Here is a 20,876-nt window from a genome sequence, read left to right on the forward strand (position 1 = left end):
CGAAGTCCTCCGGTCGCCAACATCATTCAAGCTTTCGCTTAAACCCTCGTGCTCTCCCGTGGTCCAGATCAGGGCGGTGAATGCCTCGAAGATGCTCGATCTCCCGCGCCTGCCTGTCGGCGTCGATGGCGGCCCACCGCGCCTCATCGGTATCATGGGCCAACTGAATTCGTCGATTGTATGCAGTCCGGCTCATGCCCTTATCAAGCTTCCGGTAATCCACGACACGGCTCTTGCTGCGCGTTCGCGGCCGATTACGAAAGGAGCGCCGCCGCGAATGCGGCGTACGCCCTTCCCTGCTCATCCGCCGCGCCCTGACTCCCTCATGAATGGTCGGCTGCCGCTTGATACCCTGCGCTTCGAGCGTCCGCCTATCAATCCGTGCATCAATGCCGGCGGCTTCAAGGGCGAGGTTGGCATGCTTCTCCCATGCCTTCCGCAGCCGCTCCGTCGAGCCGACCTCGCTCATGCCAATGACGCGCTTGTCGGTTTTGGGATCGCGGTCGCGAATGACGAGGTGGCAATGAGGGTTCTTCGCGTCCTTGCCCTTATCGTGGAAGGCCGCCAGCCATGGGGCGCGACCCTTGGTCAGGTCCTCGGCGAACGAGCGCACCAGCGCCGCCCGCTGCTCCGCGTTCAACTCCTTAGGCAGCGCCAACATGACCTTGTCGATGACGCGGGCGTTCTTGCGGCTGGTGTCCTCGGCCTTGCGCAGATACCCTATGGCCTGTTCGGCCTGAGTCGGCATGCGCTCGCCGTCAACCCGGCCCAGGGCTCTGGCCCGCGTAATGTATCGGATATGCGCAGCGGCGGTGTACGGCTCGTCCTGGGTGGACTTGCCAATCGAGCTGTGATGCAGGCTGTAAATAGCCATCAACACCTCGGGTACTCGCGCCGGGTTTTCCCTGAAAACCCATAAGTGCGCACTACCGCAAGTTTAGTCTCCGCCCGTCGACTGGCAAGCCCCCTCCTCCCGCTGGACGCGAAAATTCTCCGCCCCCCGTCCCGGCCCGCAGAAGCCTAAAAATCCGCCATCCCCAGCTTGCCACGCACCTTGACGAGGCCTGACCACACTGTTGAATTATGCTGGGTTCAATCAGGGGTTGGGGGATTGTCATGGTCTTGGCACCGCTGCCGTTCGGCAACTTGCGTCGTACCCAGAGAGCATTGGACTTAACTTCCGAGAGCCGGCCGATTTAGCGATAGCTCTCACCGCAATCCGGGTTCGCTCGACGCGCATCCCGGCCTCTCCTTATGTCAGTGTCAGCCTTCCCTCATCCTGCAAGCCTCTCGGAGCGCCAATGCCTCGCGCGGAACTGCTGCTCGCACCGCTCCACCAGGAGAAGGAAATCCCGGGCTCCCTGCACCACCATGTGGTGGACTATGTGGAGAAGGAGCTATCAGAAGAGGCGACGACGCTGGTCTATCTCGAAGATCGCGGCGTCCAGCTATTCTTTCACCAAATGATCCTCAGGCGCGCCATCGGCACGCTCCCCGCGCGCCATCTCTTCGTCCTGAAGTGGCTACGAATGCTGGACTACGCATCGCTCATCAGGCCACTGATCGACGAAAGCGAAGGTAGCTACGAGAAGTTCTTGGGCCAATTTTATATGGCCGTCATGAACGGCGATAGCAAAGCCGCGGTCGAGTACGAACAGGCACGTTCCGGCGGAAGCTGGTTCGAAGAGAACCGCGCGAGTTTGCAGGAAAAGTGCCTCTTCCACTTCACGCCACATTTCGACAACGCCTTCTCCGAGGCGGTCGATATGGTCAATATCTACGTGGAGCACTTCCCCGACACGGGCATGGCCGAGTGGGCACGCCGTCAGTTGAACTCAGGCTCGGGCGGCGGTTGGGCAACATCCAGATGAGCAGCGCGCCCCTCTCTCTTGGCGTATTCGAACACTCCGGCGAGGATTACTTCTTCGACGGCAGCGAAAGCCTCATCACCATCGCCCGGCCGGGACGCGGAAAGAGCCAGGCACATGTGGTCCGCAATCTGCTTCGGCTCAGCGCACCGGCCATCGTCCTGGACGTCAAGCCCGAGCTGTTCGACCTTACGAGCAGGTGGCGCGCGCAGAACGTAGGACCGGTCCAGCTCTTTAAGCCGGGAGATCGTGACAACACCGTCTGCTTCAATCCCCTCGATACGATACCTTCCGACCCGGTCGAGGCATACTCGGCCATCAGCCGGCTGCTGCCGCTACTGATGGTACCCACGGATTCAAAATCAGCGAAAGGATTTTGGGAAGGCCGCGCGGCGCAACTGCTTCATGCCGCGCTGTACGACGTATGCCTGCACCGCTACCAGGGACGCCGGGACATGTCGGCGGTTGTGGACTGGTTCTCCCCGTCAAAGAAGCAGTTGGAGATGCAGATCGGCTTCCTGCAAGGCTGCGGCATCCGCAGCCTTGTGCGCGTCGGCAACCAGTTGCAGAACGCCGACGAGGAGACCCGCTCCAACCTCTACGACACCGTGCTGCGCCACGTGGAGATCTGGGGCTCGCCGGCCCTGGAGCCAATCATTGGCGAAACCACCATTGATTTTATCGGCCTCCGGCCCGGCAATGGCACGCTCTACCTGTGTGTGACTCCAGAGGAGCTAGAGAGCTATCGCCCGCTCATCAGGGCGCTGCTCGGCCACATCTTCTATTCCATTCGCGATGCCCGCGACCAGTGGGACCTCTCCCCGGTCACCTTCTTCCTCGATGAATTCCCCCAGCTCGGCTTCATGCAGGAAATTGAGCAAATGCTTGCACTCGGCCGTCAGTCCGGTCTTCGTCTCTGGCTCTTCGCTCAGGGCAAGACCCAGATTGAACAGGCATACGGTGATGCAGAGCGTATCCTCGATCTCATGGCGGCAAGATGCTTCATCGAGCCGACCGGCCCCCTCGCGCACGAGCTGTCAAAAGAACTCGGCGGCACACGCGGACTGTTTTCCAGCGCCGAGAAGCCGCTTGCAACGCCGCAAGAACTCATGGGACCTGACTACAAAGATAGAGTCATCGTCCTTGAAGGCGGCCGGCGCCCCGCCCGACTGAAGGCAATCAAGGCCTTCGAGGACAAACTGTTAGAGGACAGGTTTGGGCGGGCTGATTTCCGCTTGTCGACAACACCCGGCGACACACCAGAAAATGGAGCAGCTTGATGTCTTTCTTCTCGAAGGTTTTGAATCTCTTTGCCGGCAACGAAAAACCGGTTCCTCCTTCCTCGCCACCGGCATCGGATCCAGCTCCTCAGCCCAGGCGCGAAGAGGTCGTGCTTTTTCCCGGCGAAGTCCTCATCGAATTTAAGCCTAGGATGGATGGACGCAGTCCCGAAAAAGTGAAATTCAAAGCGACCGATCTCGATCAGGCATTCATCGCGGCCCATAAGAAGTTTGTCAGTCGGCCGCGCGAATACGAAGTGATGACTGGCATCGTTGTTGAGCAATCAGGCCAAGCCACAGTCCTGTTCAAGGGCATGATCTCCAGGAACGTAAACTACTGGCAATGCCAATTTTTCTACTTCGGCAACTGGCGACCCGCCAACGGTTTCGAAGCGGACTGTTACATCCCGATGCAATGATCGTTCTGTCCGAAGCCCGGCTTCTCATTTCCAGCCCTTTTGTTTTCAGTCGATCAGACTTCATTCTTTCTCCAGCACATCCACTGGTGGCGATATACAGATTGAAGAGCATGGCCAACACAGCAGGCTCACGGCAATCCATTTATCCATTTTCGCCGGCTTACGTGACCGCTTCAGGACGGCGCTCCGAAGATATCCTCGAGCTATTAACACCCGAGTCGCGCGTCTCAACTAAAGCTCTAGCTCTGCTGCTTAGCAGTCCTGCATACTTTGGTGATTTTGTACCTATCCCTCCATGGGAAGGAATAAGCTGCGAACGGTCCGCATTCACTTGGCATCCGCGCATCAAAGGTTCTGACGATTGCCTGCAAGGGCGTCCCGATCTTGCTGCTACTTTCTTGCAATCGGTCCATGACCTCACTCGCCATGCGAATGGTATCGCGGTGGCGTTCTCCGGCGGCCTGGATTCAACAGCTGTACTTTGCGCGGCGACAAAATTGGCTCAAGAAAAGGCCGTGCCAATCTATGCACTGACTTCGGAACAGATAACGGATGACGGCAACGCGATAGCCGCCTCGGCCTCAAGGCTCGCGGCTGCAATTTCGGACAAAGTAGTCCACGTCGCTACGACGCAGATTTGCGAACCCGAATGGGACCCAAGAGGACCATGCCTCCAAGCGATGCCGTGGTCCACGGCCGGGTTGATGCATGCAGCCCAGGAACTCGGGGTAGACGTGGTGTTAGCCGGGGCCGGTGCTGATGAGGCGCTCGGCAGTCCGCGTTACCTACTGCCTCACCTTACTGATTCTGCACGCCGAGCCTGGAGGTACACGAGGCTGGTCTGCGAAAACGGCTGGTACGGCCCAATATGTGAGGCCTTGCATTTGCTTAGCCTGCCGCTTCCAAGGCGCTACCGTAACCTGCTGTACATGGCTACCAACTATCCACAAATGCACGAAGTATCGCCCAAGGAAGTGCTAACGGCCCCACTTCGACAATTGTGTGAGGATTGGGAGCAAATGCACTACAAGGCGCTGATTGATCATCATGAAGCTACTTTTGACGATTGGGCTTCGGCCGACGCCTACGATACCCTCTTTCCTCTCGAACTTCCGGTTAGTTCGTCGTCGCTCGCGATAGAGTATCCATTTTTGACGTCGACATTCCTTCCGAGTGCACTTGGCCTGCCCGTCCACGAGCGCTTTTCGGCAAGCCACGCAACCTCTTACCATCAACGCAAAGCGGCAGTTTTGGCCCTGATCCCGGAAAGGATATGGCCAGCACTGCCGCACCAGAAAGCAACGTTCCGGGAATCCATTGCAAAACAGCCTGCGCCCGATAGCGACAAGATCAGACTTGTGTTCGAACTCGGCATTGTCGATCGGACCGCTTATGCCGCGCCGGCAGCCGAGGAATTTCGGCCAACTGTCCTCGCCATAGAGCGGTGGCTCCAACAAGCACTAGCCAGAGGTCACCAAGTTGCTACCTAGTGAGAAAGTGCTATCATAACGTGTACATTGAAAGGGAGACGTCGATGGGCAAGAAAAGTGTTCCTGGGGATGGCGAATTTCAGCGGGGTGTAAAGGGCGGACCTAGTCTCTACGAGAGGCGGAAGAATCCTCTCTCGTTGTTTGTCCGCATCCTGCATCAATGGGCTCTTTTGGCTTACAGGTTTCGCACCCAATAATATCCACCTATTGAGAGGCGCCTGGGAATACGTATTTCAACATCCCATCCTCATCCGGAGCGCTTGTCGTCTGTCTGAAGCCCGCCTTCTCAAACGTTTTTCGACTGGCCACATTATCCGCTTCGATGAATGCCTCGACGCGGAGTGAACTTAGATATTCTCGCACAAACTTGGTTAAGACCTTGGCGCCCAACCCCTGTCTTTTGAGCGACGGATCAACGGCAAGGGCGATGGAGCAAACGTCCTCTGGATAATATTCGACCTGAATGTGCCCAACCATAGCGTTGCCGACATACGCCACCCACGCCAACGGTCTTTCGCCATCTAGCACGTATCCCACCCAAGTTTCTGTCGGGCGGAACATCCTCGCGCTGATGACCGGATCGGTAAACCAGTTCAAATACTGCTTCACCTCGATGCGAGTCATCGGATGGAATTCTATGCCAAGCTGGTCGTCTTGCATGGCCGCAACATTACCATAAGGGCACGGTGGTCTGCCAGCTTGCAGTATTGCGGACTTCCTGGATAGGCAGTTCATGATTGCACGTCCTGCACGAGGCGTCTTGCGCTCCAACCGACGTCGCGGCTGAGCAACTCGAAGCTGCCCATGATGCCGAGACTGTCGGTGAGGTAGATGGCTTCGGCTTTGCGGATCGCATCCTCGCGGCTCGTCGCCTCGACGACGATTGCCCATTCCTCGTAGTCAAAGCATTTGACCAGGAAGCGGGAAGAGGTAACGGGGCTCATCGCCCCGTCTCCTTCTCGGTCTTCGGCTCGCGGACGACCAGGCGGCCATCCAGGGGCAGGCAGCTGAGCTGAAGGTTGAAGCCCTTACCGTCTTCGTGCGGCCATGCGGCGCCGATCTTGGTCCAGAAGGCCTTGTCGCCTTCACCTTCGACCACAAAGACTCCGTGTGGGCGCTGGTTCTTTTCGTTGCGTTTCATTTGACGATCTCCCGTTTGGTTTTGCCGGCTGCGCCAATCGCGGCCGGACGGGAAATCTCAAGGAACGAGGAGATAGCGGCGGCGCAACGGAGGGTCCGGCCGCGGGCTCCCCTTGGGAAACGGTTGGATGCCTTGCGCTGACGCGCCTCGGGCCTAGTTTACCCGTCCTCCTGGCCGTGCATTGGGGTTAGACGCGCAACGGGAGATGGGCTTGAGACGCAATAGGAACACGCCAGAATGTGTTTTGTTGTTGGAGGTGAGGAGGAGATGGCTCGGAAGCCACTTAGCTTGCCCTAGGGAATGGCATCGGAGATACAACGTTAGCACGCATGCTATACGGTGGTGGCTAACGCAACGAGGTTCGAGCCAATGGCGAAGAAGCCAAATATCGAGAGGTGCGTGCATTGCCTGGTGACCGGCGTCGAGCTGACGCAGGAAGGCATTTTGCCTGGCGCATCGACTTAACAATCCGCGAGCAGTCCGTCACGATGTTCGCGAGCATATATACTGGACGAAAAAGGAGCGATTGGAGCCTTGGCTAGATGCCCTGCGTGGAAGCGCCCGGAGCCATTGTCGTCAACTAGATTTCACCGGTTCAGCTTTCGCAGAAATTTGAGGCGAGACGTCACTGCTGCTGTGCGTATCCTACTGCTCGGCGACTCTTTCGAAAGAGATCGGTCATACCCCATTGGGGGGCAACAACGCCAGCTCCGCCAAGCTCAAGACGCGCAAGGCGGCGGAGCTTCCATTTCATACTCAGTTGCATAAAATCATTCACTGCGGCCTCCCTCGCGGTCTTATATTCCAGCCGCTCGCGATCATTCCATTTATGGGCGCTATGTGGTCCATGACAGCGGACATTTCGGCAGAGAATTGCCTCAGCCAAGCCCATTCGCAGACTGGCGACAGCGGTGTCAGCGGATTTTGAGATATGGTCTAGCGCATTGAGCGCCTGGGATGAAATCGCGATCGCGCCTTCGGGATCAAAACCCCAGGCTCCTTCTTCCTCCGGGCTCTCTAAGGAATGAGTCGGATTCGGTCTATGGATCGACATCTCGGTTTGAAGATCAGACATGTAAATATCGGAAGGCCGCGATTTCAGCGTTTCGCTCATTGGTCGGAATCCGAGATTGAGCTTCCCAAGCTTCTCTCCCGTCTTATCGTAGAGAGCTACAAATCGGTCTACTTCGGATCGCGGCAAGCCGGCCGCCATGGATGTCTGGATCCCCTGAAAACAAGTACTCATCCAGGCCATGCCAAGTCGAGGATTGTCCGAGATGAAGCCAAGTTCGCTCGTAGCGGAGTCTAGCTTGCCTAACGCATTCAACGTCGAAGCATGACTCCGGAGGGCCGCCTCAGAACCAGGCCGAAATTGAAGGCCGTGCCTGATTATCGTAGATTCTGTGCTGCTGATCATGCGATCGCAGACATCCATTGGAGGACCGGAGAGATGGCATCTCACGTCGTTCCTGAGCAACTCGATCAGCTTTCCCTGGAGAAAGATGTCGTTTACCTGGGCTGCGAGGTCGATAGTGACAAAAATTGCGTTTAGTAGAGGTAACAGATCGCCGTCCGTAAAAGACTGCTTGTAGCGATAAGCATAAAGAAGAATCATCGCGTGCCTAAGTGCCGCCGCCTCACCGAGACGGCGCCTTGGTCTATCGACCAGTTGCTCCGTCAAGTATTCGACGTTTGATGCAGTGACGGGAGTAACTGGCACATCGAGCGAATGCATCGTTCGATAAAGCAGAGAAGTCCAGTAATCTTGCGCTAAGGCGTCCCTGTCGTCTGAAGCGCTGAGCGTTCTGAAGGGAATTCTCTTGCTGTAAATTTCGTAAGGCGACAGACCATAAACAAACGAAAATGATCTTTGCAGACGAGCCCGGCGCATCAAAGATGCGTCGCGAGCCTCATTGAAAAAGTGAAGCCGGACTTGGGAGTCGTCGATCCGCTTAAGCAGAGCGATGATGTCGTTTCTCGCCAACGACGCGCCGTGGTTTACCACGGCATCGTAGTCGCTCTGATCCATCGCACTGCCTACGGCATCGTCAATCGACGAATATTCCCCGGTATCGAGGAGGTATCTAATGATCTTCGGAAGCAGGCCAGCAAGCTCCGAACCCGCAGCCGGATCGCGATGGCGCTGCAATTTTGCAACATGAACAAAGTCGGCTTCTGCGGATTCCTCGGGCATTTCGAAAAAGCTCTCATGCACGCCAGAACCGAGCGAAACCAGAACTTTGGCAGCCTCGGCTCTCTGTAGGAGAGAATGCGATGTCGCTTTATGAAAAACTTAGTCTTCTATTCGCCTTCTGCAATGCGGCCGCAGCAATCGCTGCACTCATAAGATGGCGGGTTGACGAAGACACACCTGAAGACCTGTGACTCCGCGGAGCCGCAAGCCGAGACCTTGACCCGGCTTGCGCAGCACATTCGTCATATTCGCAATCGAGCTAAGCGCTGTTGAATCTGACACCGTTGGAACTATTCAGCTGCTTGCTGCCAGCGCGGCGGCTCGTTGTCCTGCTGAGGCGGCTCATTGACCCGCGCAACCTCGGCGTTGACGCGGACTACGAATTCCCGCAAGCGGAGTTCGTCGAAGGCATCGTCCTTGATCCGGAAGACTTCCAGTCGGTCGTAGACCCCGCGCTTGAACAAATAGGGCATTGACGCACGAAGACGGAGCGATGCGAACAGGAATGAGTCGGGTTCAATCAGTCCCATCTTCTGCATGGCAGAGGCGTTCCAGGCGAGCTTCCGTGCACCTTCATCCTTGCTGCCGTATAGCACCACCAGACGGCGGTAGCCAAAGAGCCGTTTCTCGTGGCTTTCGATGAGGTCCATCACCTCTCGAACCTTCTGGTCAGGATCGCCGGCGAGCGTACGGACCACGGCCATCGCAAAATCCGGATCGCGATCAAGGATCTCAGGCAAGCGATCAATGGCACTCTCGCTGACCAGACGGCGGCTGAAGGCACTGGCCGTGGAAGCCATGCCGATCTCGATGGTCAGCGCCATAATGAGCGCAATGACGTCGCTCACTGACAGTCCGCCCGGCTTAAACCAATTCGGCCTGTCCAGCACCATGGCGAAGACTTGCATGCTGTCGGCGGCCTGAGAAAAGTCGGGCACTTCGATTGCCGGTGCCCTGAGAGTCTGGAAGCCTTCGATGCGCTTCGCGGCTCCTTGCGCCAAGCCGCGAATGAAGAGGTCTGGACAATAGAAGACGACCTTGCCTTCGCTGCGAGGTTTGTCGTCTTCGGCAACTCGGCCCGCCAAGTCTTTCCTGGCTTGCTCAAGGGCAAGGTCCGATTGGGCACTTTGCAGAGTATTGAGTGCGGATCTCAGCGTGTTAAGGTTCGTGGCGAATCCCTTCCCAGGCGTCGGCTTAACGTTCTGTACCGAGGTAATCTCGTCCTGGAGCCGCGTAGGGATGTGCTTGATGCTCGCGTTGATCCCCTCGAAGCGTTCGGCATCGGCCTTTCTGAAGAGGTAGCGCTCTCCGGGCTTCGGCTTGGTCTGCCGTTCGCAGGTGTTGCCCTTGGTTTTCTCAAGGTCACGCTTGTTACTCGATTCCGTAGCAAGTTTCTCGAGATCAGTGACGACGAGACCCATTTGGTCGCGTGCGATCGACAGCTGTCTCACGACTTCGCTACGCTGAGTGTCATACACTTCGATGGTCTTGGTTTCGCCTCGCATCGCCCTGAACCAGTAGTTCATTGACGCCGCGAAGGAGACCAAGAAGCAGAACAGAAGGACGCAGAAGGTCGAAAAGGACTTCTTTTCATGCCACCTGGCTAGCGCCAGAGTTAAGACCCCGACGACGATCAGAGCGGGTCCGGCAGCTTTGCCGAATCCAATCCACCAATCCTGCCCCGTCAGCGTGTCGAGCTTAAGATAGCTTGCGATGCCGTTGGCAGTGAAGACAAAGAGCGCGACAGCGCACAGGACGAAGATGGACCGGCCCATCGCGGTCGCTAAACCTGTCCTGCGTTTCCGGGGCTTGTTGCGCATCATGATCAGTCCTCTTCAGCACGTAGTGCCTGGGTAAGAAGGGCTATTGTCAGCGGCGCGAGGGCCGGCGACTGTACAAATCCCAAGGGTTTCCGGCCGTCGCGCGACGCGACCACGACAAGGAACGTCAGTCGGCGCCCCCTGTATTCAAATCCTCCGACGTGCCAAAGCGCACGAGTCGGCGCCCGGCTCGCCCCGTCGGCACGAGACCAGGCGTCAGCCGTGCCGGACTTTCCCCAGGCGTGAGCAACACCCTTTTGCGAGAGGAAAACTCCGACCTGTCTCATCGTGCCATTGCGGCCAAGAGGAGCTGCGAGCAGTGTGGCTGCTTTTCCTCGCGTGCGCGCATTCAACATTCTGCCCAAGCGGGTGGTATCAAGTCGTTTGGCTTTCGGCCCTATACGCTCCCCCTCGATAGTCTCGACCGAGGCGACCAGACGCTGCAGCTCGACGGGCGATTGCCTTTCGATATAGAGCAGGTCCGTGACCGCCACGCAGGCCAGCAGCACGTTGACGGGAGGAACCTCGACAGCGCCATAGGCGGCGTGGCGCCGCGCGGATTGACCGCTGGGCCGTTCCCACCCCAAGGCGTCAAAGGCGCCGGCGACGTTGCTCTCGGGAACGCGCAGGAGGATGCGCTCGACCGCCGGACTATTCGACCGGGCATACGCGCCGAGCATCGAACGCACATCGGGCAGCGTGGCGGCGATGGCAACGGCACCTGCGATCTTGGCTGTCGAGCCGATCGGCAGCGGCGTGCTTGCGATATTGATGTCAGTGTTTGATGCCGAGGCCACGATATGCCCGGCGGAGTCGACAACTGCTGCGTAGATGAGCGCAGAATCATTGCCCGACCACAGCGGTACGTTCAAATTTGCTCCGCTTCGGCTTTCAACCTCGCGGGCAGCCTCGCGAAAATCGGCGCGCAAATTGGGAGCCTGGGCACCATTCAAGGAAATCCGCCGGATCTGCTCGCTCCATTGTGGTCCGACCATCGCCTCGACCTCGCGAACGACGGTTGCGGTTTGCCCGCTGAGCCGCTCCGTGCTCGCCCGCGCGGGGGAAATCGTCGCAAACCGCGGCGACGGCCGTATGCGAGGCAGCTCGTCGCGAGCGCCTTGCGGATCGAACGTTTCGCGGAAAGTAGCCTGCGTCAGACACTTGTTGGCGCGCTCACGCGCCTTTTGCCACGTCGTCTCAGTCGCGGGGTCGATATTTGACCCGCCCCGCAACGGCAGGTTGACCGCGGCAGCAAGGAGAGCTTGTTCCGCCGGGCTGAGCTCGCCGACTTGCTTCCCAAGGAAGAGCGCGGCCAATGCGACGCCACGGATCTCATCACCCCACCCCGAGTTTCTACCGCCGATGACGAGCGGGAGGTGTATGCTCGCTCCACGAATGATGTCCCGTTCAGTCGGGAAGATGACCTCGATGGCGGGCAAGCGCTGATAACTTGCGAGCTTACGCGTGAATTCAGTGAGGAAGCCCGCCTTCGGGTTGGGCATTTTGACCCGCAGCGAGCGCTCGAGCATTTCCGCAAGACCCGATCCTCCGCGCCGTCCGCCCGCTCCGCCGAGCGAAACGACCGAAGAGCCGATCCGGTAGAAGTCGACGCCGAACACGTGCCAAGAAGATCCAATGGATCGGTCTTCGAGAAAGACGAGGCACGTTGCGAAGACGGGAGGGACCTCTTCATCGCGGATGTCGACCGCGAGATAGGGGGCGGTCGTGCGAGCCGGGTCGAGGTTGGCTGGGAGTATGCCGATCAACCGACCTTCCGTATCATGCAGCTCGATAGCGCGGCTTCGGTCGATGAGAGCGCGGATGTCGCTTGCCTCGTCGTCCAGCGCCAGCAGTCCCCGCCCGAACTGGATGCCGATGAGGCTGAACAGCGCGAACATGGCGAAGCTGACGACGGCAATCGCAAAAAGCGTTCCCACAATGGCGAGGACGCTGCCAGGTATAATGGCAAGCCCGAACACACGCAGCACGGCGAACACCAAGCCCATCGCGGCAAGAAGCGGAAGCATCACCCAGAAGCTGCCGACCACCACGAACAGCCAAAGAGCGCTTGCAGCGAGCGTGATCGAGGTCAAGACAACCAGAAGCAACAGGCGAAGCATTATGAAATGCCTCCCTGTAGACGAACGACTGCAACAGTTGCGGGCGCGAAAAAGCGCACGTGCAAACTCCCAACAGCCAACGAGCGCGCGGAATGCGCACTTCAAGTCTTATGTGTGGGAGGGATAGCGATCCTCCCGTTTTGTCAGAACCTCGGATCGCCAATGCGAGTTGTGGACGCTCGCCGAGCACTTTGGAGATCAGGCTCTATCAAACCCGTTCTACCTAATATTGTTACATGACGCGGAACTTCTCGCAAGGTCGCGTCATCTCGCGGCTGATATGCGTGCAATAAAAAATTCATGGAAAAGGCCACGGTGCGCGAGCGCAACCGTGGCCCCTCAAAGGTCCACTGGGGAAAGTGTGCTCATTCCCCAGTGGTGTTTTGCGGCCGACAAAACGGGCGGTTTGGAAACGCTCGATAAAGCCGCAAGCTCAGCAGACGTAAAAACTTATAAGATCGTCCTAACAGACATTAGGACAGCAATGCTGACCTTTTTTCAAGCAGGTGTCAAGCGCGAAAGCAATTTTCCTGCGCGCGGCTCAGATACAAGGAAATAAACGGGATAACCGCGACAGGGTCAACGCGATTCCGCGGCAGGGAACACGCTGAACCAGGGTCGCCGAATCGATGAAAAAATTAGGGGAGTCGAGCGAGATGGTCCAGAGTCTAGTGGCCACCGTCACTGCCGTTCACAACATATGGCGGGTGAGCGCTGGCGCTCAGCCCCTGTGACTGCCAGCGCAGAGATCATTTTTTCGAGAAGTGTGGCGACACGAGCACATCAGCGCACGAGAACTCAAGCTGCGCGCCTGACGAACGGCGCCTCGCATGTAAGCTTACCTCGCAGCGAGCGGTAGGAACTGACGCTGCACCCGTCGAACTCCGGTTTTCCCAACTGAATATCGAGCGCGCGGAGTAGGCTTACCGCGAGCAAACATGCTGTCGCACTCTGCGCCCAGCATATTTGCTCGGGCGCAGAGTTACATGAGTGCAGTTTCCGGGGGACGCAGCGATAACCGCAGTGTCTGCGGCAACCAGCCCTTATCAGCCAGCAACCGCTCGGCGGCCTCAGCCATCGCGGGCTTCTTCAAGTCTGCCAGTTGCACAGCCGCTTCCCCCGACACTCCTTCACGCACCACCTCGAGGATGACCGCCTTAGTGACCTGACCAAGATAGTTGGCGGCGGTAGGCTGCCAGTGCGTCGCCATGTCCAGCGAGACCGCCTGAGCCAACGTCTCGGCGTGTTTTAGAGGCTGGGGTGAAGTCGAACCCGGACGAACGACCGCATCGACCGTAATGGCCGCACAATGCGCCAAGAGACGCATCAACTGCTCCTGCGTGAACCCTAGCAACGCCTCCCACAGGTCTTGGACATCGGCGGGCAACGCTTTGGCCAACTCAGCCTGTCGGTCGCTGCACGCGCGCGCCTGCGGGCTTTCATCCATGCCTGCCGCGTAACCGGAGAGATAGACAGTGCGTGCGCTGATGTCGAGGCAAGATATCCGGCTGCCTACGTAGAAGGTCGAAGCCGCGAACGCATGCACCACCGCGATGAACGCAATGTCAGGCCGTTGAGACGGGCAAACCCGCAACCCTTCCGCCCGACTGTAGCGACACTGATGGCACGGGCGGGACACAGTTTGTGTGATGATGTCCTACGGACGGGGGCGTGGAAAAGGCTCTTTTGGTCGCCCTTTTTGGGCGCGTTAGATCGAGAAGCGCTTGGTGGTGCGGGACGGAATTGCCCGGACGGCGGCGCAGGAGCTTGCGAGGACCTCGTCCGAAATGCTCCAGGCGGGGTCGCGGACAAGCGAGATCTGTGCAATCCTCGAAGGTCAAATCGAGAGTAACAAATGACCGAGATGCGGTGATTGGCACGTCGAGTGTGCGATACGATCAGGTGCGCGGCGAATTGGAGGAGATGCCGGAAATTGAGATCCGGGTCAAACGAAGCGCCACAGGTTCGGAGGAATTGCTGCTTGGATTCGCGTTCACCAAAGATTTGTTTCGCCGCTTACTCACAACGCTGCGCTCACGACTCTCTCCCAAGGGCTCAATCCTAATTGAAACCGAAACTGTCGAGAAGGGCCGCAAGGTCCGAAGGAAGCGTAGGCCCGTTAGAGCCGCCCACTTTTTCGGTCAGGCTCTTAGGGTGAGATATATTACCGGAAGCCGATGTCAGCGGCGATCCTAGATTCTGGAAAAGTTTTCGGAGATTTTGTGCTGTTACAGATGGGGAGGGAGGTCGCACATCTCCGGTTTCGCAGAATGTCCGACTGCTATTGTGATCTACTCTAACTTGGCCCCTCACACGACAAGCCTATTGCCTATAAATCCTGTGCAATCATAACGTGTTGAGGGCGCTTCATCCACGGCTGGCAACGCGAATCCACCGTTGGGGGCGGCGTAGGTCGTGTTAGCGAATTGCTTAGGGAGGACGAGAGAATGGCGCGTCGCGGAACAACTGGAACAATCGTTCCACAGCGTCCCGTGCTAGACCGTAAAGGTCTAAATTTGGCAATAGAGCGAATTCAAAGACGCATCTCGGAAGTCGAAGAGCTAGAACCGCACGATCTCGAAATCTGGTCGCCCATTGTGAGTGCTCTTCAAGCATCGATTGATGAGACTCTTTCTCGGGCGTTTGGCCATGGCACTGTCGAGTACAACCGATACCGCAAGACTGTGAATTGGGCTGAAGACATTCCATCATTTGGCGGTGAGACCACACTAGAGCAATACCGACAAGACGTGATCAAAGGGAAACAAGAAGTCTTTGTGATGCTGCGCCAAGCAGTTCAAACGCTGACGGAAGAATTGGAGGAGCTTGAGCCTCAAATGACTTCGCAACCGTCCTCAAATGCTGATAACAGAAAGGTCTTCATTGTGCACGGTCATGATGATGCCGTGCGAGAATCCGTTGCTCGATTTTTGTCGGCCGCAGGCTGCGATCCCATAATCCTCAATGAACAGGCAAGCCGAAATCGCACCGTGATTGAGAAAATAGAAGCTAACAATGACGTGCACTTTGCCGTTGTACTTCTTACGCCAGATGACGAGGGTGCAAAGAAGGGGGAAGCCCTACAGCCACGGGCGCGTCAAAACGTTCTGCTGGAGCTGGGATATTTCATGGCGAAGTTAGGACGTAGCAACGTTTGCGCATTACGGCGTGGCGAGGTCGAGATACCAAGCGACTTCGCTGGGGTGGTTTGGACCGCTTACGATTCCGCCGGCGCTTGGAAGAGAGAACTCGCAAAGGAGTTAGATGCTGCTGGCTTCTCGGTGGACTGGAAAAAAGCAATGACATGATCAACGAACGTAGGGTTGTACAGAGCTACTTCTCCAGAGCATGCAAGGCATTCCAGAAGAAGTCGACGTTAAGCTCGTTCGCGAAGCAAAAGCGTGCAGTTACGTCGTTCTCATCGGCTGTCTTGATGAACAGCTCCTGCACGATGCTGTGTTTACCCGCATGAAGGCGTTCAAACTCGTCAGCCATCGGAAAGTCTCCTTCCGTGGAAGAAGCTGGCAGTTGAACGTTGGACTGGGGTGCTGATCTCCATTCGCGATTGGTGCGCGTCACCATACTCGCGCCACCAAAAGATCTTGCGGCCCGCAGGTTTACATCGTTGGAATGGTAGAAGCGGCGTCTAGATTTCGCAGGTTATGCTTTGCATTCCCTTGTCGCCGCGTTTGTACCCCTGCCGCGGCGCCTGCGATTGTTCCGTTGTCAACTTCGCCCCGAGGGCTTCGTCGAGCAGAAGCATCTTCCAACCGACGGGCTCGTTGCTTTCGCTTCCACCCCTCACCTGCCAAACCCGCATTCCGGGGTTGCCTTTGGTCGTTATGCCTACGCAGTGGACCTCAACCACTCGGCTGAATCCATTGTAGTTCAACTCCAGACACACGCCCGTTCTAAGGGCCTCACAAGCAACATTGGAAAGCATATTCATTTTCTCCTCAATAGTAGGAGAAGATAGCATATCACCACTTAAAGTCGAACCATCTGCTTGTTGCGCCGCGGCATTGCGGTAGCTCACAACCTGCCAATTGAAGACCCGATCCCGGGCCGAGGCAGGTGAAAGCTACCTAGGACGCGTTGCGCTCGATCTTTTCGCCGATCTCAAGGAGTGGTTGATCGAGACTTGGGATTTCCGGCATCGCCTTCCCGGCAATGGCCTGCAAGTCACCCACCATACCAACCGTCGATTCAATCACGGAAACGATTTGCGTGTCTCGTTTCGACCACTGGCGCGCCATGAACTTGCGCTCCTTGTCCAGATCCTCACGCATGTCATTGAACTTCTCGACCACAGCTTCAACCCGCTGCCGGAACTTGTTGCCGGTCAGGTAGTGATAGACCTGCTCCATCTTGGTCTGCTGGCCTTGTTGAACCATCCGGGAGCTGTTCACCTCAATCAGCGTCTGCCGGAGCGCAACGGCAACGGGCAGGGCACACCGCGGATGGGCAACCCAAACGCCGTCGAGCAGGTCAAACTGCTCAATGTGCTTTGGAAGAGCCTGAGAGATAATGAGTGCCACGTCGGCGCCGCAGCGTCGTTGGTCGTCGCGAAGCTTGGCAAGCCATCCGTCGCTCCAGGCCTTGGTACGCTTGGATTCCCAAAGGATGATGCCGGCCGGCTGCCCCACCGAACCGTTGACCTGCTGGACAACATCCGCGCCCAGCTCACCCTTGCCGACCGGCTCGATGAGATCGGTCGGGAAACGCCCACGCAAAAGCTCTTCGAGCTCAAGCTCGAGAACTTCACCCTGTGACTGCTGTGATCCTTGTTCCGCCTTGCGCTTCAACTCCTCGATGGTCCGGGCCATGGACTCGATGGTCTGATCCTTCTCGGAGACGCGGAGCCTAGCTGCCTCGTCCGCTTCCTGCTTGGCTTTCGAGCGGATGTCGTCCACCGAAGCCTGAACCCGCTTTTCAACTGTCAGGTCCAGCTCACGCTTCGCTTCGTCGAGCGCGCGTTCCTTGCGCATCAGCTCGGCTTGGGCCTGCTGCGCCTCCGCCAGCTTGGTGTTGTTGGCCTCCAGGGTCTTGCGCATTTCATCGAGCTCAGCGCTCTTCAACTGAAACTCAGCGGCGACGACCTGCCGCGCCTTCTCAGCTTCGGCGGCAACAATCTGGCTGCGCTCGGCGGCGAGCCGCTGCTTCACTTGGTCCTCGACCTGCTCCCGCGCTTGCTCGACCTGCTCGCGCTCCTGCCGGAGAGCTTCCGTCTTGCGCGCGACCTCAGCGTCCTTGCTGGCAAGCTGCTCTTGAAAGCGACGGCGCGTTTCCTCGATCAGAGGCGCGGCCAGCGATTCCGTCAGTTTGATCTCATGGTTGCAGTTGGGGCAGTTGAGGGTGGGCTCATGCGCAGCACCGGCCGCAGTTGCTTTCAAGTTCATGAGCCCCCCTTACTTTGTCGCTATGTTGCCGGAATGAAGGTAATCCGGCCAGCCTCGCCGCGCTTACGATGCGGCTTTACCGTGATTTCCACATCCTGGTCGAACGCCGTGAGCATCCGCAGCAGCTTTTCCACCGAAACCAGCTTCAATTGGCCCCGAAGGAGCTTGGATAGGTCAGGCTGCTTCATTTCTACAATCTTGGCGGCAACGACCTGGGACAGTTCCCTCTCTGTGATCAACCGCTTTAACTGCACCACCAGTGCAGCTTTGAGTTGGTGTTCCTCAGCATTTGGCAAGCCGAGATCAGCGAAAATATTGCCCGATCCCTTGGTATGGGCGGGCAGCTTCTTCTTGGTGCTCATCATCGGTCTCCCTTTGTTGCTTTGTGGATGGCCTCGGCATCGCGCAGGCGCTGCCGTATCAGGTCCACATGTCTCTGCGGGGTAGCTATCCCGCTCGTTGATTTCTTTTGAAACGCGTGCAGGACGTATAGGACGCCCTCAAACCGCGTGGTGTAGACAGCCCGGTAGGTGTCGCCGTCAAAGTTGTCGCGAATCTCCAGCACCCCACCAAAGCCCTTGAGAGGCTTTGCGTTGCGCGGGTGCTCGCCAAGCTGCGCTTCGAAAAGGGACTGGCCGATCTCGCTTCGAACGGCCGCGGGGAAGGCCCGCAGGTCCTTTTGGCTTGGGCCCACAAAAACGGCGGGCCTGATCGCGCGCAGTAGATCATTCACGGGCTTATAGTAATATACCTATAGGCCTCCTGTCAACGGTCCTGACAGGGACCTCTGATCGCCATGCGTTAGACCAACGTGAGTATCATTTCACAGAGTCGGTCCAGTGTTGGCAACTTACTGCCCTTATTCTGCAGGATCGCGAGATGCTCACCAATATGAACGGTGTTCTTGAGAAAACTTCCTTCGGGATTCCCCAATCCCTTCGTCGCGGCAGAATAGGAAGTTTCCCACACCGAGGCGCCCACCTCCGCCTTAAGCGTGGTTGTCAAGTTGACAGGCCAAAGAACAAAACGGTCGGCCCAGACGGTTGCGGTAGGAAATGGCTCGCTCGCGTCGCCATCCAAAAGCTTAATGACTTTCGTGTTGTCGAGCCTATGAAGGTTTCGTCGACCGGCGTTCTCAACATTTCCATCGGCATCAAAGACGACATAGTGTGGTATCGCCAGCTTCTTTGCGATCACCAATGGTTCTAAGAGCGCGCTCTTCCCGTTTACCGCAACAATATTGCAGCCGCTCTTGCGATAGCTCTCCCATCGCCCCGTAAGATTCAACCACGTGGTGATATATGCGATATCCTCTAGACCTTCGACGAGAAGCAGTTTGCGTGAGAAAAACATCTCATTGATATGAGGCTGAAGGGCTTGATGGAGATGAGCCTTTTCGGCCTCAACTGGCAACACCTCTTCTCCGGTTACGTCAGAAAGGGTCTTCGCCACCTCCTGACAAGTTGTCCATTTGATATGGGACTCTTTCTGGGCATCATCCCATCGGACCAGTCTGACATTTTCAAAGTGACGGCCTGAGACGAAGAAAGGACTGTGCGTCGATACGAGTATCTGAGAGTTCTTCTCGCTCAGTTCTTTGAAGACAGACGCAAGATGGCGGGCCTGCGGAGGATGCTGATACAGCTCTGGCTCCTCACAGCCCAGAATGAGCTGCGGCTGTTCCTTTTCGTCTAGATTGGCAAGTTCTTGCAGCAAAGCAAGGATGTAAGATCTTTGCAGCCCGTGTCCAAACCTCGAAAGATCACCCGAAAATGAGCCTTCGCTGGCGAACAGACGCGCAGTCGGATCTGCAATCTGCACCGACCTGATGGGATCCTCCATCCAGCTCAAGCGCGCTGCCGCGTCAGGGTGAGCCCACTCACCTAGTCTCTTCGTGAGCGTTGAAGACAACTCATCAAGGGCGGTCTGCTGCTTTTGGATCAATGCGCGATAGGAGCTGAGAGTAGCTTCACGTAAAGCACGTATCTCCTCGTCGAACTTTACTTTCGAGCGCACGGTACGTGCCAGCAACTTTCCGAGAGCTCCTCCTTTTGTCTCAACGTTCTCTTTGGTCGCATCCTTTACAGCCGGGATGTAAACCCATTGCACATACTTGGCGAGGCGATCACCACCCTTGCTGAATCCGTAGAACTGATCTTCGCTGTCAATCAACACGCACTCTTCGGGATGTCCTTCTTCATAGTTGCGAAGCGCCTCCCGATTCGCATCCTTCGACCCCTTCTTTGGTAGGTCGGGGAACTTGCTCTTGATCTCCTCATAAATGCCTCCGAGCTCGGCAGCGGAGGCACCGTCGTTCAAGCGACGAAAAAAGCTGCTGAACTCGCTCATGGCTTTACGCTTTGCAAACTGCCGAACCGCGGCCTTTCCAGTGGAGCTATCAAACGTCGCGCGAGCCGATACAACGAGCAATCCCGACCGGTAATACTCGGCAAAGTCCGCTTGCGCTTCTTGCTCTAAATCAACAAATGTGACCGTAATCTCGACGGGGTCGTCAGTATTTCCATTGTGGAAGTCTTCCCTGTCCAGGTCGGTCACGTCAGTTGGTGACTCTTCCGTTTGGCGAAAGAAGATATTTAGGGCGCACAGCACAGTTGATTTTCCAGCGCCGTTGGGACCGACAAAGGCTGTGTAATCATCGAGATCAACGGATGTGTCTTTGAATGCCCGAAAGTTTTTGATAGCAATCGACTTGATTTTCATGTGCTGCAATCTTTCTTCAGCAATTCAATATGGATCAGTATCGGAGCTCAATTGGAAGAATCCCCACTTCAGTATCGCTACCCTGGGTGATAAGGTCTAGCCTCTACACTATTCCTCACGCAATTTCACTTTGGACAGCCGGATAATAGCCCTCAGCTCCCAGCCTTCGTGACCCATCAAGACGGTTGGCTACAGGAGAGAAGTGCGCCTTCGCGCAAAGAGCGAGCCGCTACCGGCTCGTAAGAGCGGCCCCTTCGGCCCGTAAGAGCGGGACGGCTCCGATCAGCGATCTCCGCTATTCCGTCCCGCCAAGTGCAGATGAAATCTGGTTGCGGGGAAGGGATTCGAACCCCTGACCTCAAGGTTATGAGCCTTGCGAGCTACCAGGCTGCTCCACCCCGCGACTCGGATGGACAATTGGTGC

18 protein-coding genes and 1 tRNA gene are annotated in these 20,876 nt (G+C 57.1%); 5 read left to right on the forward strand and 14 right to left on the reverse strand.

Annotated features, from left to right (window positions below):
* Positions 1–22: 22 nt before the first annotated feature.
* Positions 23–874, reverse strand: coding sequence for a MobA/MobL family protein (locus tag UNPF46_RS11910; RefSeq protein ID WP_142250135.1), 852 nt, complete (start codon positions 872–874; stop codon positions 23–25).
* Positions 875–1,301: 427 nt separating this feature from the next.
* On the opposite strand from UNPF46_RS11910, the gene UNPF46_RS11915 reads away from it, so the two are divergent.
* From UNPF46_RS11915 to UNPF46_RS11930, 4 genes are read left to right on the forward strand one after another with little or no spacing between them, the layout of a single operon-like run.
* Positions 1,302–1,871 (forward strand): hypothetical protein, encoded by a 570-nt coding sequence (locus UNPF46_RS11915; protein ID WP_142250136.1) that lies wholly within the window; start codon positions 1,302–1,304, stop codon positions 1,869–1,871.
* Positions 1,868–3,148, forward strand: coding sequence for a type IV secretory system conjugative DNA transfer family protein (locus UNPF46_RS11920; protein ID WP_142250137.1), 1,281 nt, complete (start codon positions 1,868–1,870; stop codon positions 3,146–3,148). The genes UNPF46_RS11915 and UNPF46_RS11920 overlap by 4 nt, the downstream gene beginning before the upstream one ends.
* Positions 3,148–3,567 (forward strand): hypothetical protein, encoded by a 420-nt coding sequence (locus tag UNPF46_RS11925; RefSeq protein WP_142250138.1) that lies wholly within the window; start codon positions 3,148–3,150, stop codon positions 3,565–3,567. The genes UNPF46_RS11920 and UNPF46_RS11925 overlap by 1 nt, the downstream gene beginning before the upstream one ends.
* Positions 3,564–5,057: an asparagine synthase-related protein gene (locus UNPF46_RS11930; protein WP_181769896.1), complete on the forward strand. Its 1,494-nt coding sequence runs from the start codon at positions 3,564–3,566 to the stop codon at positions 5,055–5,057. The genes UNPF46_RS11925 and UNPF46_RS11930 overlap by 4 nt, the downstream gene beginning before the upstream one ends.
* Positions 5,058–5,261: 204 nt before the next feature.
* On the opposite strand, the gene UNPF46_RS11935 is transcribed toward UNPF46_RS11930, so the two are convergent.
* The 7 genes from UNPF46_RS11935 to UNPF46_RS11960 all read right to left on the reverse strand — a co-directional run bounded on the left by UNPF46_RS11935 (position 5,262) and on the right by UNPF46_RS11960 (position 13,881).
* Positions 5,262–5,717, reverse strand: a complete 456-nt coding sequence (locus UNPF46_RS11935) for a GNAT family N-acetyltransferase (protein ID WP_181769897.1) — start codon at positions 5,715–5,717, stop codon at positions 5,262–5,264.
* A 71-nt stretch (positions 5,718–5,788) separates the two neighbouring features.
* A complete protein-coding gene (locus UNPF46_RS37430) occupies positions 5,789–6,001 on the reverse strand; it encodes a hypothetical protein (RefSeq protein ID WP_181769898.1) in 213 nt (70 codons plus the stop codon).
* Positions 5,998–6,198: a hypothetical protein gene (locus tag UNPF46_RS11940; RefSeq protein ID WP_142250141.1), complete on the reverse strand. Its 201-nt coding sequence runs from the start codon at positions 6,196–6,198 to the stop codon at positions 5,998–6,000. The genes UNPF46_RS37430 and UNPF46_RS11940 overlap by 4 nt, the downstream gene beginning before the upstream one ends.
* A gap of 625 nt (positions 6,199–6,823) precedes the next feature.
* Positions 6,824–8,392 carry a hypothetical protein gene (locus UNPF46_RS11945; protein ID WP_142250142.1) on the reverse strand — a complete coding sequence of 523 codons (1,569 nt, stop codon included), beginning with the start codon at positions 8,390–8,392 and terminating at the stop codon, positions 6,824–6,826.
* A gap of 290 nt (positions 8,393–8,682) precedes the next feature.
* The gene (locus UNPF46_RS11950; RefSeq protein WP_142250143.1) at positions 8,683–10,215 is read right to left on the reverse strand and encodes a tetraspanin family protein; all 1,533 of its coding nucleotides are present in this window, start codon (positions 10,213–10,215) and stop codon (positions 8,683–8,685) included.
* A 2-nt stretch (positions 10,216–10,217) separates the two neighbouring features.
* Positions 10,218–12,332, reverse strand: a complete 2,115-nt coding sequence (locus UNPF46_RS11955) for a transglycosylase domain-containing protein (protein ID WP_142250144.1) — start codon at positions 12,330–12,332, stop codon at positions 10,218–10,220.
* A 982-nt stretch (positions 12,333–13,314) separates the two neighbouring features.
* Complete coding sequence (locus UNPF46_RS11960) at positions 13,315–13,881, reverse strand: hypothetical protein (RefSeq protein ID WP_142250145.1); 567 nt, start codon at positions 13,879–13,881, stop codon at positions 13,315–13,317.
* A gap of 898 nt (positions 13,882–14,779) precedes the next feature.
* Between UNPF46_RS11960 and UNPF46_RS11965 the strand changes: the two genes are divergently transcribed.
* Positions 14,780–15,640 carry a TIR domain-containing protein gene (locus UNPF46_RS11965; RefSeq protein ID WP_142250146.1) on the forward strand — a complete coding sequence of 287 codons (861 nt, stop codon included), beginning with the start codon at positions 14,780–14,782 and terminating at the stop codon, positions 15,638–15,640.
* Between the two features lie 25 nt (positions 15,641–15,665).
* On the opposite strand, the gene UNPF46_RS37435 is transcribed toward UNPF46_RS11965, so the two are convergent.
* From UNPF46_RS37435 to UNPF46_RS11995, 6 genes are all read right to left on the reverse strand, one after another.
* Positions 15,666–15,827, reverse strand: coding sequence for a hypothetical protein (locus tag UNPF46_RS37435; protein ID WP_181769899.1), 162 nt, complete (start codon positions 15,825–15,827; stop codon positions 15,666–15,668).
* A gap of 590 nt (positions 15,828–16,417) precedes the next feature.
* A complete protein-coding gene (locus UNPF46_RS11975; protein ID WP_142250147.1) occupies positions 16,418–17,731 on the reverse strand; it encodes a DUF2130 domain-containing protein in 1,314 nt (437 codons plus the stop codon).
* A 20-nt stretch (positions 17,732–17,751) separates the two neighbouring features.
* A complete protein-coding gene (locus UNPF46_RS11980) occupies positions 17,752–18,096 on the reverse strand; it encodes a helix-turn-helix domain-containing protein (protein ID WP_018273779.1) in 345 nt (114 codons plus the stop codon).
* Positions 18,093–18,464, reverse strand: a complete 372-nt coding sequence (locus tag UNPF46_RS11985) for a type II toxin-antitoxin system RelE/ParE family toxin (RefSeq protein ID WP_142250148.1) — start codon at positions 18,462–18,464, stop codon at positions 18,093–18,095. The genes UNPF46_RS11980 and UNPF46_RS11985 overlap by 4 nt, the downstream gene beginning before the upstream one ends.
* A 68-nt stretch (positions 18,465–18,532) precedes the next feature.
* Positions 18,533–20,452, reverse strand: coding sequence for an ATP-dependent nuclease (locus UNPF46_RS11990; RefSeq protein WP_142250149.1), 1,920 nt, complete (start codon positions 20,450–20,452; stop codon positions 18,533–18,535).
* A gap of 326 nt (positions 20,453–20,778) precedes the next feature.
* Positions 20,779–20,855, reverse strand: a tRNA-Met gene (locus UNPF46_RS11995).
* Positions 20,856–20,876: the final 21 nt, after the last annotated feature.

Source organism: Bradyrhizobium sp. UNPF46 (genome assembly GCF_006658625.1).
Taxonomy (GTDB): Bacteria; Pseudomonadota; Alphaproteobacteria; order Rhizobiales; family Xanthobacteraceae; genus Bradyrhizobium; species Bradyrhizobium nitroreducens.

Bases quoted from the DNA above. Each gene is read 5' to 3' on its own strand.
- UNPF46_RS11925 (WP_142250138.1), top strand. From the start codon at position 3,148: ATGTCTTTCTTCTCGAAGGTTTTGAATCTCTTTGCCGGCAACGAAAAA.
- UNPF46_RS11975 (WP_142250147.1), bottom strand. From the start codon at position 17,731: ATGAACTTGAAAGCAACTGCGGCCGGTGCTGCGCATGAGCCCACCCTC.
- UNPF46_RS11915 (WP_142250136.1), top strand. From the start codon at position 1,302: ATGCCTCGCGCGGAACTGCTGCTCGCACCGCTCCACCAGGAGAAGGAA.
- UNPF46_RS11940 (WP_142250141.1), bottom strand. From the start codon at position 6,198: ATGAAACGCAACGAAAAGAACCAGCGCCCACACGGAGTCTTTGTGGTC.
- UNPF46_RS11990 (WP_142250149.1), bottom strand. From the start codon at position 20,452: ATGAAAATCAAGTCGATTGCTATCAAAAACTTTCGGGCATTCAAAGAC.
- UNPF46_RS11920 (WP_142250137.1), top strand. From the start codon at position 1,868: ATGAGCAGCGCGCCCCTCTCTCTTGGCGTATTCGAACACTCCGGCGAG.
- UNPF46_RS11950 (WP_142250143.1), bottom strand. From the start codon at position 10,215: ATGATGCGCAACAAGCCCCGGAAACGCAGGACAGGTTTAGCGACCGCG.
- UNPF46_RS37430 (WP_181769898.1), bottom strand. From the start codon at position 6,001: ATGAGCCCCGTTACCTCTTCCCGCTTCCTGGTCAAATGCTTTGACTAC.
- UNPF46_RS11980 (WP_018273779.1), bottom strand. From the start codon at position 18,096: ATGATGAGCACCAAGAAGAAGCTGCCCGCCCATACCAAGGGATCGGGC.
- UNPF46_RS11910 (WP_142250135.1), bottom strand. From the start codon at position 874: ATGGCTATTTACAGCCTGCATCACAGCTCGATTGGCAAGTCCACCCAG.
- UNPF46_RS11930 (WP_181769896.1), top strand. From the start codon at position 3,564: ATGATCGTTCTGTCCGAAGCCCGGCTTCTCATTTCCAGCCCTTTTGTT.
- UNPF46_RS11955 (WP_142250144.1), bottom strand. From the start codon at position 12,332: ATGCTTCGCCTGTTGCTTCTGGTTGTCTTGACCTCGATCACGCTCGCT.
- UNPF46_RS37435 (WP_181769899.1), bottom strand. From the start codon at position 15,827: ATGGCTGACGAGTTTGAACGCCTTCATGCGGGTAAACACAGCATCGTG.
- UNPF46_RS11965 (WP_142250146.1), top strand. From the start codon at position 14,780: ATGGCGCGTCGCGGAACAACTGGAACAATCGTTCCACAGCGTCCCGTG.
- UNPF46_RS11945 (WP_142250142.1), bottom strand. From the start codon at position 8,392: ATGCCCGAGGAATCCGCAGAAGCCGACTTTGTTCATGTTGCAAAATTG.
- UNPF46_RS11935 (WP_181769897.1), bottom strand. From the start codon at position 5,717: ATGCAAGACGACCAGCTTGGCATAGAATTCCATCCGATGACTCGCATC.